The 12933-nt window shown below is 72.8% G+C and carries 10 protein-coding genes; 8 read left to right on the top strand and 2 right to left on the bottom strand.

Annotated features, from left to right (window positions below; all coding sequences use genetic code 11):
* The first annotated feature begins 348 nt into the window (after positions 1-348).
* Positions 349-3168 (top strand): type I DNA topoisomerase, encoded by a 2820-nt coding sequence (gene topA / locus E1166_RS24935; protein ID WP_132342378.1) that lies wholly within the window; start codon positions 349-351, stop codon positions 3166-3168.
* A 69-nt stretch (positions 3169-3237) separates the two neighbouring features.
* Here the strand turns inward: topA and E1166_RS24930 are convergent, their stop codons facing one another.
* Positions 3238-4539 carry a D-arabinono-1,4-lactone oxidase gene (locus E1166_RS24930; RefSeq protein ID WP_132342377.1) on the bottom strand — a complete coding sequence of 434 codons (1302 nt, stop codon included), beginning with the start codon at positions 4537-4539 and terminating at the stop codon, positions 3238-3240.
* A 225-nt stretch (positions 4540-4764) separates the two neighbouring features.
* On the opposite strand from E1166_RS24930, the gene E1166_RS24925 reads away from it, so the two are divergent.
* Complete coding sequence (locus E1166_RS24925; RefSeq protein ID WP_132265205.1) at positions 4765-5346, top strand: TetR family transcriptional regulator; 582 nt, start codon at positions 4765-4767, stop codon at positions 5344-5346.
* A gap of 89 nt (positions 5347-5435) precedes the next feature.
* Here E1166_RS24925 and E1166_RS24920 read toward each other — a convergent pair whose 3' ends face one another.
* A complete protein-coding gene (locus tag E1166_RS24920) occupies positions 5436-6644 on the bottom strand; it encodes an amino acid deaminase/aldolase (protein ID WP_132342376.1) in 1209 nt (402 codons plus the stop codon).
* Between the two features lie 387 nt (positions 6645-7031).
* Between E1166_RS24920 and tmk the strand changes: the two genes are divergently transcribed.
* The 6 genes from tmk (at position 7032) to ricT (ending at position 12701) form a co-directional block, all read left to right on the top strand.
* Positions 7032-9131, top strand: a complete 2100-nt coding sequence (tmk, locus tag E1166_RS24915) for a dTMP kinase (protein ID WP_132342379.1) — start codon at positions 7032-7034, stop codon at positions 9129-9131.
* Positions 9131-10393 (top strand): DNA polymerase III subunit delta', encoded by a 1263-nt coding sequence (locus tag E1166_RS24910; protein WP_132342375.1) that lies wholly within the window; start codon positions 9131-9133, stop codon positions 10391-10393. The genes tmk and E1166_RS24910 overlap by 1 nt, the downstream gene beginning before the upstream one ends.
* Positions 10394-10500: 107 nt before the next feature.
* Positions 10501-10827 carry a YbaB/EbfC family nucleoid-associated protein gene (locus tag E1166_RS24905; RefSeq protein ID WP_132342374.1) on the top strand — a complete coding sequence of 109 codons (327 nt, stop codon included), beginning with the start codon at positions 10501-10503 and terminating at the stop codon, positions 10825-10827.
* A 1-nt stretch (position 10828) separates the two neighbouring features.
* Complete coding sequence (locus E1166_RS24900) at positions 10829-11134, top strand: hypothetical protein (RefSeq protein WP_132342373.1); 306 nt, start codon at positions 10829-10831, stop codon at positions 11132-11134.
* On the top strand, positions 11134-11799 hold the full coding sequence (locus tag E1166_RS24895; protein WP_132342372.1) for a hypothetical protein: 666 nt from the start codon (positions 11134-11136) through the stop codon (positions 11797-11799). Before E1166_RS24900 ends, E1166_RS24895 begins: the two co-directional genes overlap by 1 nt.
* 62 nt (positions 11800-11861) lie before the next feature.
* Positions 11862-12701 carry a regulatory iron-sulfur-containing complex subunit RicT gene (gene ricT / locus E1166_RS24890; protein ID WP_132265190.1) on the top strand — a complete coding sequence of 280 codons (840 nt, stop codon included), beginning with the start codon at positions 11862-11864 and terminating at the stop codon, positions 12699-12701.
* Positions 12702-12933: the final 232 nt, after the last annotated feature.

Below are 12933 nucleotides of genomic sequence, written 5' to 3'. Positions count from 1 at the left end.
GGCCGGGGTCAAGGGGCGCGGGCTGTCCGGTCAGGGACAGCTCGGCGGCGGCGTCGGCGGTAGAACGGCTCGGTGTACCTCGGCCGACAGTCCGTCATCGTCACAGTGGTCCGCCTTCGGCCCTACCCACGGTGTACGGTGACGCCGTCCGGCCCGTGCACCCCGCGCGGCACAGGCCACGTACGTCGCGAGGGGCTGACTGCCGCCCCCGAAACCCGCAACCCGGGCGGCGCGTTACGTTGGACATCCGGACCACCGGCGGTCCGGTGGGTACAGCGCGGCCCGAAGCGGGCATGAAGCAGGGCGGCCCGAAGCGGGCATGGACTAGGAGTGAGGTCGGGGAGAGACGTGCCGAGCAACGCTGGAACCACCCGTCTGGTCATCGTCGAGTCACCGGCGAAGGCCAAGACGATCTCGGGCTACCTCGGCCCGGGGTACGTCGTGGAGGCCAGCTTCGGTCACGTCCGCGACCTGCCGCGTAACGCCGCGGACGTGCCGGCGAAGTACAAGGGTGAGCCGTGGGCCCGGCTCGGGGTGGACGTCGACAACGGCTTCCACGCCCTCTACGTGGTCTCCGCCGACCGCAAGCAGCAGATCAGCAAGCTGGTGAAGCTGGCCAAGGAGGTCGACGAGATCCTCCTGGCGACGGACGAGGACCGCGAGGGCGAGGCGATCGCCTGGCACCTGGTGGAGACGCTCAAGCCCAAGGTGCCGGTCAAGCGAATGGTCTTCCACGAGATCACCAAGCCGGCGATCCAGGCGGCGGTGGCCAACCCGCGCGAGATCGACCGGGATCTGGTCGACGCCCAGGAGGCCCGGCGCATCCTCGACCGCCTCTACGGCTACGAGGTCTCCCCGGTGCTGTGGAAGAAGGTCATGCCGAAACTCTCGGCGGGCCGGGTGCAGTCCGTGGCGACCCGGATCGTGGTCGAGCGGGAGCGGCAGCGGATGGCGTTCCGCACCGCCGAGTACTGGGACATCCTCGCCACCCTGGCGGTCGAGCAGGCCGGCGAGGGGCCACGCACCTTCCACGCCACCCTGGTCGCGCTGAACGGTGACCGGATCGCCACCGGTAAGGACTTCGAACCCACCACGGGTCGGGTGAAGCCGGGCGCCGGAGTCGTCCACCTGGACGAGAGCGGGGCACGCGGGCTGGCGGCCCGCCTCGACGGGCGGCCGTTCACCGTCACCCGGGTCGAGGAGAAGCCCTACCGCCGCCGCCCGTACGCGCCGTTCATCACCTCCACCCTGCAACAGGAGGCGGCCCGCAAGCTGCGGTTCTCGTCCCAGCAGACGATGCGTACCGCGCAGCGGCTCTACGAGAACGGCTACATCACCTATATGCGTACCGACTCGGTGAACCTGTCGGAGACCGCCATCGCGGCGGCCCGCCGGCAGATCGTCGAGCTGTACGGCGAGCGCAGCGTGCCGCCGGAGCCGCGCCGCTACACCGGCAAGGTGAAGAACGCCCAGGAGGCGCACGAGGCGATCCGCCCGGCGGGGGACAACTTCCGCACCCCCGGCGAGGTGGCCAAGGAGCTGTCGGCCGAGGAGTTCAAGCTCTACGAGCTGATCTGGCGGCGCACCATCGCCTCGCAGATGACCGACGCGGTCGGTTCCAGCGTGTCGGTGCGCATCCGGGCGGTCAGCGCCGCCCAGGAGGAGGCCGACTTCGGCGCGACCGGCAAGACCATCACCGACCCGGGATTCCTGCGGGCGTACGTCGAGTCCAGCGACGACGAGAACGCCGAGGCCGAGGACGCCGAGCGCCGGCTGCCCAACCTGGTGAAGGACCAGCCGCTCACCGCCGACGAGTTGGCCGCCCAGGGACACCACACCCAGCCACCGCCGCGCTACACCGAGGCGTCGCTGGTCAAGGCCCTCGAAGAGCTGGGCATCGGCCGGCCGTCGACGTACGCGTCGATCATGCAGACCATCCAGGACCGCGGGTACGTTTTCAAGCGCGGCCAGGCGATGATCCCGTCCTTCCTCGCCTTCGCGGTGATCGGGCTGATGGAGCGGCACTACCCGCGCCTGATCGACTACGACTTCACCGCCAGCATGGAGAACGAGCTGGACGAGATCGCCGGCGGTGACCACGCGGCGGTCGACTTTCTCACCTCCTTCTACTTCGGCAGCGCCAACGGCACCGGTGACCAGGCCATCGCCCACGCCGGTGGGCTGAAGAAGCTGGTCACCGAGAACCTCAGCGAAATCGACGCGCGCAGCGTCAACTCCATCCCGCTCTTCACCGACGACGAGGGGCGCGAGGTCCTCGTCCGGGTGGGCCGCTACGGGCCGTACCTGCAACGGGCGGTGCCGGGCGAGCAGCCCGCGCCGGCCGCGGAGGGCGAGGAGAGCGGCGCCCCGGGCGACCGGGCGCCGATCCCCGAAGGGCTGGCACCGGACGAGCTGACCCCGCAGAAGGTGCACGAGTTGTTCCTCGGCGGCGGGGGCGAACGCAAACTGGGTGACGACCCGGCCACGGGGGAGCCGATCCTGCTCAAGTCCGGCCGGTTCGGTCCGTACGTGGCCAGCGGCGAGCGGAAGTCCTCGCTGCTGCGCTCCCAGTCGCCAGACTCGATCACCTTCGACGAGGCACTCAGGCTGCTCAGCCTGCCCCGCCTGGTGGGGGTGGACCCGGAGGGCGCGGAGGTCTTCGCCAACCACGGCCGCTACGGCCCGTACGTCAAGCGCGGCGACGAGTTCCGCTCGCTGGACTCGGAAGAGAAGATGTTCACCGTCACGCTGGAGGAGGCGTTGGCCCTGCTGGCCGCGCCGAAGACCCGCCAGCGCCGGGCCGCCGCGCCGCCACTGCGCGAGATGGGCAACGACCCGCTCACGGAGAAGCCGCTGGTCATCAAGGACGGCCGGTTCGGCCCGTACGTCACCGACGGGGAGACGAACGCGTCGCTGCGGCGCGGGCAGACGCCGGAGGCGCTGACTCTCGAAGAGGCGTCGGAGATGCTGGCGGAGAAGCGGGCGAAGGGCCCGGCCCCGAAGAAGGCGACGAAGAAGGCCACGGCGACGAAGAAGGCGGCGACAGCGACGAAGGCTGCGTCGAAGGCCACGGGGACGAAGGCCACGGCCAAGAAGGCGACGGCCGCGAAGAGAACCGCAGCGAAGAAGGCCACCCCCGCGAAGAAGGCCACCACCACCACCGACTGAGGCACCGCTTCAGATCTTGCAAGGACATGGCCCCGCCGGGGCCGTGCGCTTCCGAGATCGATGGGGTCGTCAGCCGAGGATGTGGCTGAGGTGGGGGTTGGTGAAGAGGTGGTGCGGGTCGAGGTGGGCGCGGAGGGTCTGGAAGTCCGGCCACTTCGGGTACGCGGGCGCGAGCGAGGCGGCGTCGCGCCAGTGCAGCTTGCCCCAGTGCGGGCGGCCGCCCAGTTCGGTCGCCACCTCCTCGAACGCCCGGAAGTACGGCTCGTGCGGCGTGCCGATGTACTGGTGCAGGGCGAGATACGCCGAGTCTCTCCCGTACCCGTGCGACAGCCAGATGTCGTCGGCGGCGGTGAACCGCACCTCGACCGGGAAGAGCACCTTGAACGGCAGCTTGTCGACGATGCGGCGCAACTCCGCCAGCGCGGTGGGTAGGGCGGCGCGCGGGATGCCGTACTCCATCTCCACGAACCGGGTGCGGCGCGGGGAGCAGAAGACCGCGTCGGAGCGGCCGGTGTAGCTGCGTTCGCCGAGGGCCCGGGCGGAGACGGCGCTGATCGTCGGCACCACCGGGGGAAGGGCGCGACCGAGTCGGCAGAGCCCGCCGAAGACGGTGTTGGCGAGGAAGTCGTCGTCGAGCCAGCCACGCCAGCGCGGCAGTGGCCGGTCGTCGGCGGGCACCCGGTCGTTGGTCTTGACCTGCACCCGGTCGGTGTACGGGAACCAGAAGAACTCGACGTGGTCGTGTCGGTCGACGAGCGCCGGCAGGGCGGCCAGGACGTCGTCCAACCGCCCGGGGCGCTCGTGGGCGCGCAGCACGAAGGCGTCGACGCAGCGCAGGGTCACCTCGACCAGTACGCCGAGCGCACCCAGCCCGACCCGGGCGGCGGCGAAGACGTCGGGGTGTTCGACGGCCGAGCAGCGCAGCACCTCGCCGGTGCCGGTGACCAGGGTCAGTGCCTCGACGAAGGTGGCGAGGCAGCCGTACGCCGCGCCGGTGCCGTGGGTGCCGGTGGAGATCGCGCCGGCGATGGTCTGGGCGTCGATGTCGCCGAGGTTGGGCAGGGCGAGGCCGTGCCCGGTGAGCAGGGCGTTGAGCGTACGCAGGGTCATCCCGGCGGGTACGGTGACCAGCCGGGTGGTGAGGTCCACCCGTACGTCGGTCTCGAGCGCGGTCAGTTCGAGCAGCCGCCCGTCGGGTACCGCGATCGGGGTGAATGAGTGTCCACTACCCACCACCTTGATCCGTTCGCCGGCCGCGGCGGCGTCCCGGACGGCCTCGGTGACACCGTCGATCGTGTCCGGGCGGAGGATGGCGGGGGCGAGGCTGTGCTGGTTTCCGGCCCAGTTGGACCAGGTGGTGGTGCCGGCCATCCGCGCTCCTCGACATGAATGTGAACTGACTTCATATCAGGAACGTTGTGCCTGGTAAATACCGTAATCGAGATCCGCTCGTTGTACCGGTAGTCACGAACACGTGACATGCAGATATGTTCTTCCGTCGAAGGGGGGTGGCGCCGAGTGTCCTCACCAGCCGCCACGACCGGACCGCTGCGCCGCGTTCCGGTGCAGGGTCGAAGTGTCGCGCGGGTCCAGCGGATGCTGGACGCCTGTGCCGAACTCGTCGACGAAGTGGGGTACGAGGGGCTGACCACCACGCTGCTCGCGGAGCGGGCCGAGGTGGCGATCGGGTCGGTCTACCAGTTCTTTCCGGACAAGCGGGCCATCGTGCAGGCGCTGACCCTGCGGACCATGGAGTCCTACCTGCAACGGCTCGACGAGCGGTTCGCCTCGGACGACCTGACCCACTGGTGGGACGGCGTCGACGCCGGCATCGACGAGTACATCACGATGCACCGCACCGTCCCCGGGTTCCGTACCCTGCACTTCGGCGACGTGGTCGACCTGCACCTGCTCGACGAGCAGCGGGACAACAACGGCGTGATCGCCGACCAGTTGGCCCGGGTGCTCACCGAGCGGTTCGGGATGGTCGACGAGCCGCGGCTGCGGTTCTGTCTGGAGATCGCCGTCGAGGCCGCGGACGCCCTGATCAAGCTGGCGTTCCGTCGCAAGCCGGAGGGGGACGAGCGGGTGCTGGCCGAGGCCAAGGCGCTGATTCGCGAGTACCTGCACCGTCACGTCGAGGCTACGACCGAGCCCGAGTCGGCGGCGCAGGCCTGACGCCGGGCACCGGCTGACCGGCGCGGCGAGCGACCAGTCGCCGCCGCGCCGGAGGCAGGGTGCACAGGCACCCGTCGGACGGGCGCGGTTCAGAGGAAGGCGTGGCCCTCGCCCCGGTACGTCGGCACCGTGTCGACCACCTCGTCCCCGGCGACCAGGTGCACGTCGTTGACGTGCTCGCAGAGCTCCCCGGCCTTGGCGTGCCGGAACCAGACCCGGTCGCCGACGCGCAGGCCGGCCGTACCCGGTCCGCTCAGCGGTGTCTGCACCTCGCCCGCGCCCTCGGTGCCCACCAGCGACAGCCCGGCCGGCAGCCAGGGGCGCGGCAGCCGGCTGCGTTCGGCCGGGCCGGAGGCGGTCCAACCGCCGCCGAGCACGGTGACCAGGCCGGGTGCCGGCCGACGGACCACCGCGCAGGCGAAGAACGTCGCCGGGGCCGGCCGCCAGGCGCGGTACGCGTCGAACAGCGTCGGCCCGTACAGGCCGGATCCGGCGGTGACCTCGGTGACCGCGGGATCGGCGCTGGTGGCGACCAGGCTGCCGGTGCCGCCACCGTTGACGAACTCCAGATCGGCGTGTTCGCGTACCGCGGCCACCGCCGCGCCCCGGCGGGCCAGCAGTTCCCGGTACGACCCGCGCTGGACGAGCCGGATCGCCGCGCCCAGGACCACCCGGCCGGGCGGGGCGTCCCCGAGTCCGGCGATCTGTGCCTCGTACGACATCAGCCCGACCAGTCGGAAGCCCGGCCGGCGGGCGACGGCGGCGGCGAGCCGGCCGGCGGCCCGGGCGCTGTGCACCGGCGAGCGGCGTACCCCGACGTGCACCCGCCCGCCCAGCGGTCGCCAAGAGGCGTCCAGGTCGAGGCAGACCCGCAGTTCGGGGCGGCGGCCGGGGGCGCACACCGCGTCGATCAGGTCGAGTTGGTCGGTCGCGTCGACCATCAGGGTGACAGCCGCGGCGAGCGCCGGGTCGGCGGCCAGTTCGGCGAGCGCCCCCCGGTCGGCCGTCGGGTAGGCAACCAGGGCGTCGTCGGTGACACCCGTGCGGACCAGCCAGATCGCCTCGGGCAGCGTGAACGCCAGCACCCCGGCCCAGCCCGGTCCGCGCAGCGCCCGGGCGATCAGCGCACGGGTCCGGATCGATTTGCTGGCGGCGCGGACCGGCTTGCCGCCGGCCCGGCCGACCAGCGCGTTCGCGTTGGCGTCGAACGCGGTGAGGTCGACCACGGCGTACGGCGGGTCGAGGTGGGCGGTCGCCCGGTCGAGGCGCTCGCGCAGGGTGTCGCTGTCGATGGCCACGGATGCACGCTAACTGTCCGGAGGAGAAATACGAAACCAGCTCATGTATGCCGGCTGCGGGGGTTGGGGTCGGCGGCCTAGGCTCGGCGAGCAGGAGAATGTCACGGTGGGAAGGGCTCCCACCGGGACTAGAGTGTTGCACCGGGACCGCCCAGCGTTGGGCCGGCACGTGGAGGTACGGCCATCGAAAGCCAGCAGCACGGCGAGTCGTCCGGCGTGTCGCCGTCATCCCCGCAAGCCGACGGCACCGGGCAGTCTCCGCCACGACCCGGCCACGCCGGGCCGTCCGCCCCGCACGCCGACGGCGGGCAGACCGCCGCGCAGACCGGCCCCGCCGCGCAGCCTGCTCCGCCGGCCGACCTGTCCGGCTACGCCGCGATCCGCTCGGTGCTGCGCATCCGCCCGTTCCGGCGGCTCTGGATCGTGCTCGGCGCCGCCTCCTTCGGCGACTGGTTCGGCCTGCTCGCCACCTCTGTCTTCGCCGCCTCCCAGGTGTCGGGGAGCACGGCCAAGGGCGCGGCCTTCGGCGGCGTGATCGCCGTCCGGCTGCTGCCGGCGCTGCTGCTCGGCCCGGTGGCGGGCGTCCTCGCCGACCGCTTCGACCGGCGCTGGACGATGGTCATCTGCGACATCCTGCGCTTCCTGCTCTTCGCCTCGATCCCGCTGGTCGCCCTGCTCGGCGCGAGCGGGGCCGTGGTGGTCGGTTGGGCGGCGATCGCCACCTTCCTGATCGAGTCGGTCACCCTGCTCTGGATCCCGGCCAAGGAGGCCGCGGTTCCCAACCTGATCCCCCGCGCCCGGCTGGAGGCGGCCAACCAGCTCACCCTGATCACCACGTACGGCCTCACCCCGGTCCTCGCGGCGGTCGTCGCCGCGGTGCTCGACCGCAGCGTCCGGACCATCACCGGTGGCGAGATGCCCGCCTGGGCCGAACCGGCGGACCTCGCGCTCTGGGTCAACGCGTTCTCCCGGCTGGCCACCGCGCTGGTGGTGGTGTTCGGTATCCGGGAGATCAGCCAGGCGAGGGCCGGCGGTCAGGAACGCGACGAGCAGACCATGCTGCGCCAGTTCACCGAGGGCTGGAAGTTCATCGGCCAGACCCCGCTGGTACGCGGGCTGGTGCTCGGCATCCTCGGCGCGTTCGCCGGCGGCGGCATCGTGATCGGCACGGCCCAGTTCTTCACCACCTCGCTGAACGCCGGTGACGCCGCCTTCTTCCTGCTCTTCGGGGCGATATTCATCGGTCTCGGGGTCGGCATCGGCCTCGGTCCGATGATCGTCCGGGACCTGTCCCGCCGCCGCTGGTTCGGGATGAGCATCGTGCTGGCCAGCGCGTCGGTGATGACCCTCGCCTTCGCCATCCACCTCTCCATGGCCATCGTCGGGGCGATCCTGGTGGGCGCCGGTGCCGGTATGGCCTTCCTCTCCGGGGTCACGCTGCTCGGCGGCGAGATCGCCGACGAGATGCGCGGCCGGGTCTTCGCGGTGGTGCAGATCGGCACCCGGCTGGTGCTGATCCTCGCCATCGCCCTGGGCGGCCTGCTCGCCGGCATCGGCGGGTCGCACACCCTCGACCTCGCCGGTGCGCAGATCTCGATCTCCTCCACCCGGGTACTGCTCCTGGCCGCCGGGGTCGCCGGCATCTTCGCCGGGATCAGCGCATTCGGCCAGATGGACGACAAGAAGGGCGTACCGGTCCTGGCCGACCTGTGGGGCTCGATCCGGGGTCGCCCGCTGATGCCGGCCGAGTCGTTCGTCTCCAACGGCCTCTTCGTGGTCTTCGAGGGGGGCGAGGGCGCCGGCAAGTCCACCCAGTTGGAGGCGCTCGCCGCGCGGCTGCGCGACCGGGGGCGGGAGGTCGTGGTCACCCGCGAGCCGGGGGCCACCGCGATGGGTGGGCGGATCCGCACCCTGCTGCTGGAACACTCCGGTGACCAGGCGCCCTCCCCGCGCGCCGAGGCGCTGCTCTACGCCGCCGACCGCGCCCACCACGTGGCCACCGTGGTCCGACCGGCGCTGGTCCGGGGCGCGATCGTGATCAGCGACCGGTACGTCGACTCGTCGCTGGCGTACCAGGGGGCCGGCCGGACGCTCCCGGTCGAGGAGGTCTCCTGGCTCTCCTCCTGGGCCACCGGCGGGCTCAAGCCGGACCTGGTGGTGCTCCTCGACGTGGACCCGCGTACCGGCCGCTCCCGGGTGACCGCCCGCAACCAGGGCCCCGACCGGTTGGAGGCCGAGTCGCTCGCCTTCCACGAGCGGGTCCGGTACGCCTTCCTCGACCTGGCGGCCGCCGACCCGAAGCGCTACCTGGTGCTGGACGCCACCCGCCCGGTCGAGGAGATCGCCGCCCTGGTGGCCCGCCGGGTGGAGGAGTTCCTGGTCGACCCGGCCGGCATCGTGCACCCGCGCCCGGCGCACGGCCCGGACACCTCGGTGCAGCCCGAGTTATCCGACACGGAGCTGGTGACGATGGAGCATCGGACCTGATGCCGGACGTCTTCGCCGACCTGGTCGGCCAGGACGAGGCGGTCGAGACACTGCGTCGCGCCGCCGCGTCGGCCGCCGCCGTGCTGCGTGCGGCCCACGCCGCGCCGTCCACCGGGAAGCCGGACGCCCTCGACGCCCTGGTCGAGGAGGTCGCCGGGGAGGCGCCCGCCGATCCGGGCGGGGCGATGACCCACGCCTGGATCTTCACCGGCCCGCCCGGCTCCGGCCGCTCGGTGGCCGCCCGGGCCTTCGCCGCCGCCCTCCAGTGTGCGCACGGCACCGGCTGCGGTCGCTGCCCCGGCTGCCACACCACGATGACCGGCACCCACGCCGATGTCCGGCTGGTGGTGCCCGAAGGTCTTTCCATCGGGGTGAACGAGATGCGGGCGCTGGTGCTCCGGGCGGCCAGCACGCCGTCCGGTGGCCGCTGGCAGATCGTCATCATCGAGGACGCGGACCGGCTCACCGAGGCGGCCGGCAACGCGCTGCTCAAGGCGATCGAGGAGCCGCCACCGCGAACCGTCTTCCTGCTCTGCGCCCCGTCCACCCACCCGGACGACGTGTCGGTGACCATCCGGTCGCGCTGCCGGGTCGTACCCCTGCGGCAGCCGCCGCCGGTGGCGGTGGCCGAGGTGTTGGTCGGCCGGGACGGCGTCGCGCCGGACGTGGCCGCCTGGGCCGCCGCCGCGGCCCAGGGGCACGTCGGGCGGGCCCGGCGGTTGGCCCGCGACCCGGAGGCCCGCAAGCGCCGGGACGCCGTGCTGGCGGTGCCGCGCCGGCTCACCGGCGTCGGCGCGGCGCTGGACGCCGCATCCGCGCTGATCGAGGCGGCCGAGGCGGAGGCAGAGGCGTCGGTCGCGGAAGCCGACGCGGCCGAGCGGGCCGCGCTGCAGACCGCGCTCGGCGCGGGCGGCACCGGGCGCGGCGCGGCCGGTGCCATGCGTGGTGCCGCCGGGCAGCTCAAGGACCTGGAGAAGCGGCAGAAGTCGCGGGCCACCCGGGCCCAGCGCGACGCTCTCGACCGGGCGCTGGTCGACCTGGCCGGCTTCTACCGCGACGCGCTCGCCATGGCGTTGCGTGCACCGGTGGCCCCGGTGCACATTGACACCGCCGAGATGGCCGAGGCCGGTGCCCGGAAGTGGGACGCCGAGGGCGCCCTGCGCCGGTTGGAAGCGGTGCTGGAGTGCCGGGCGGCGATCGAGGCCAACGTCAAGCCGCGGATCGCGGTGGAGGCGATGATGCTCTCCCTCTGGAAGGGGTGACGGATCCTCCCTTTCGGCATCGACACGTGTCGTCGGCGTGCGGTACGGTCCGGTGTGCCGTGGTGACGGCGGTGGCACGCTGGGTGAGGTCGGCGGGGGGAGAACCGATGCCGCGCGAGATCGACGAGGCGTGGATCGAGGAGGCGGTGCGCCGCTACCGCCGCATCGAGTCCCTGCAGGCCGAGTTCGACCAGGCGGTCGACACCGTCGAGGTGACCGTCCGCTCGCCGGACGGGCTGGTCGAGGTGGTGGTGACCGCCAACGGTCGGATCACCGACGTGCGTTTTCTCGGCCCGCTGCACCACCGCCACCCCCGGGAGATCGCCGCATCGGTGCGGGCCGCCGTGACCGCCGCCGCCGATGCGGCGCTCTGGGCCCGGGAGAAACTGCACAACGAGACCTTCGCCGCGTACCGGCCGCTGGCGGGGGCCTGAGGTGGAGCCGCTGCGCGCCCTCGCCGCCCGGCTGGACGAGGCGAGTGCCTCACTGGCCCTGCTCTCCCGCACGGTGACCGCCGCCGATCCGGCGCATCCGGCGTTCGGCGCGGACGCGCCGGGCCGCCCCGGCGAGATTGGCCGGGCCCTGCACCGGCAGTGGACCGCCGCGACCGGCGACCGGGCCCGCGAGGCGGAGGCCGCCGCGGCCCGGCTGGCCGCCGCTGCCGCCGCCCTGCGCAGCGCCGCCGACCGGTACGCGGCAGCCGACGACGCGGCGCTGCGGCGGCTGCGCGGGGAGGTCTGATGGACGCCCTGGACCGTCTCGCCGAGCCCGGCCTGGGCCTGCTGACCCGGGTCGACCAGCTACTGGCCGCCGGCGCTCCCGAGGGGCACCGACTGTGGCCGCTGCTGCGCCGCATGCAGGTGCTGCCGGGCGACGCGTTGCGCGCCTTTCTCGACCTGCACCCGGCGCCGCTGGCGACCGCCGGGCACGCGGTGCGCCGCCTGGTGCCCCGGTACGACGAGGCCTGCGCCGCCCTGACCGACCGGGCGCTGTGGTCCGGTCCGGCCGCGTCGGCGTACGACGAGGCCCGGGTGGCGCTGCTGCGTCACCTCGACGAGGGGCCGGAGAGCCTGGTCGGGCGGCTGGAGTCGACGGCGGGGTACGCCGACGCCCTGGCGCAGTGGGTGGAGGGGAGCCGGCTCGCGGTGGCCCGGGTGTTGGCCGAGGTGGTGGGCTCCGCCGAGGCGGTCCGCGTGCACGCCGGCACCGCCCCGGGCGCGGCACCCGGCGTGGGCATCCACGCGGCGGCGGAGATCGCCGCCCGGGTGCTGGCGGTGCTCGGGGTGGCGTACGACGGGGCGGAGACGCTGCTGCGCCAGTGGTCGCCGAGCCTGACGGAGTCGACGTGGCGCGGGTCACCCGGTGCCGCCATCCAGTACGACGGCACCCTGCGGTTGGGTCGCTGAGTCCGTGCCGTCCGCGTGCGCGGCATCGTGTCGCACCGGTCCGGCGTCGTAGGGTGGAACGCATGGGCATGCTCTGTGCGGTCAGCTTCAACCGGTACGGGCGCCTCTACTACCTGGATCCGGGCGAGTTCCGTCCACAGGTCGGCGACCGGGTGCTGGTGCCCACCGACGACGGGCCCGAGGTGGCGGAGTGCGTCTGGGCCGCGCAGTGGGTCTCGGAGGACACCGACGGCTTCCCGAAGTTGGCCGGCCTGGCCCAGGAGGACGACCTGCGCCGCGACGAGCTGCTGCGCCGGCGCAAGGCCGAGGCGAAGGTGGCGGCAAAGCGGCTGATCCGGGAGCACGGGCTGCCCATGAAGGTGGTGGCGGTCGACCACGTGTTGGCCGCCGATGACGCCGGCGAACGGTCCACCGTCTACTTCACCGCGCCGCACCGGGTGGATTTCCGGTCGCTGGTCCGCGACCTGGGCGCGACCCTGCGGTGTCGGGTCGAGTTGCGGCAGCTCTCCGCCCGGGACTCGGCGCGGGTGCAGGGCGGCATCGGCTCGTGTGGCCGGGACCTGTGCTGCGCGACGTTTCTCAACGACTTCGAGCCGGTGACCATCCGGATGGCGAAGGACCAGGACCTGCCGCTCAATCCGCTGCGGATCTCCGGTGCCTGCGGCCGGTTGATGTGCTGCCTGAAGTACGAGCATCCGCTGTATGCCGCGAGCAGCGACTATCCGGCGAGCGGTCAACGGGTGGAGACCCCCGACGGCCTGGGGAAGGTGGTGTCCCGCCACCCGCCGAGCGGGACGGTCACCGTCCGGTCGATCTCCGATGGGTCCACGAAGCGTTGTGCCCTGTCCGACGTCTGCGGACCCCGCCGAGCCTACGACGACCGCCCATCCGACCTAGCCTGATCTTCGCTCGCGCCAGGTAGGTGAGTCCCGGCACTTGATCAGCTTCGATTGCGCCATCCGACTGCTTCCGCGCTGCGGATCGGCCCAATGTGGCGCAGCCGGAGTGGATGATGCTCCCTGGCGGCCGCCGGCCGCACCACCGCCGCTGGCGAGGCGAGGCGAGGCGGGTTCGGGGTGCGGCGGGCAGTCAGGTGAGGGTGATGGGGGGCTCGGCCAGGCGGGCGGAGAGGGC

Source organism: Micromonospora sp. KC213 (assembly GCF_004348325.1).
Lineage (GTDB): Bacteria > Actinomycetota > Actinomycetes > Mycobacteriales > Micromonosporaceae > Micromonospora.
The sequence above is the reverse complement of the archived record's forward strand: the minus strand, read 5'-3'. Positions and strand labels throughout refer to the sequence as shown.

Coding starts and splice junctions, on each gene's coding strand:
- E1166_RS24930 (WP_132342377.1), bottom strand. CDS start 4,539: ATGGCCGGCACCACCACCTGGTCCAACTGGGCCGGAAACCAGCACAGC.
- E1166_RS24925 (WP_132265205.1), top strand. CDS start 4,765: ATGCTGGACGCCTGTGCCGAACTCGTCGACGAAGTGGGGTACGAGGGG.
- E1166_RS24910 (WP_132342375.1), top strand. CDS start 9,131: ATGCCGGACGTCTTCGCCGACCTGGTCGGCCAGGACGAGGCGGTCGAG.
- E1166_RS24905 (WP_132342374.1), top strand. CDS start 10,501: ATGCCGCGCGAGATCGACGAGGCGTGGATCGAGGAGGCGGTGCGCCGC.
- E1166_RS24895 (WP_132342372.1), top strand. CDS start 11,134: ATGGACGCCCTGGACCGTCTCGCCGAGCCCGGCCTGGGCCTGCTGACC.
- ricT (WP_132265190.1), top strand. CDS start 11,862: ATGGGCATGCTCTGTGCGGTCAGCTTCAACCGGTACGGGCGCCTCTAC.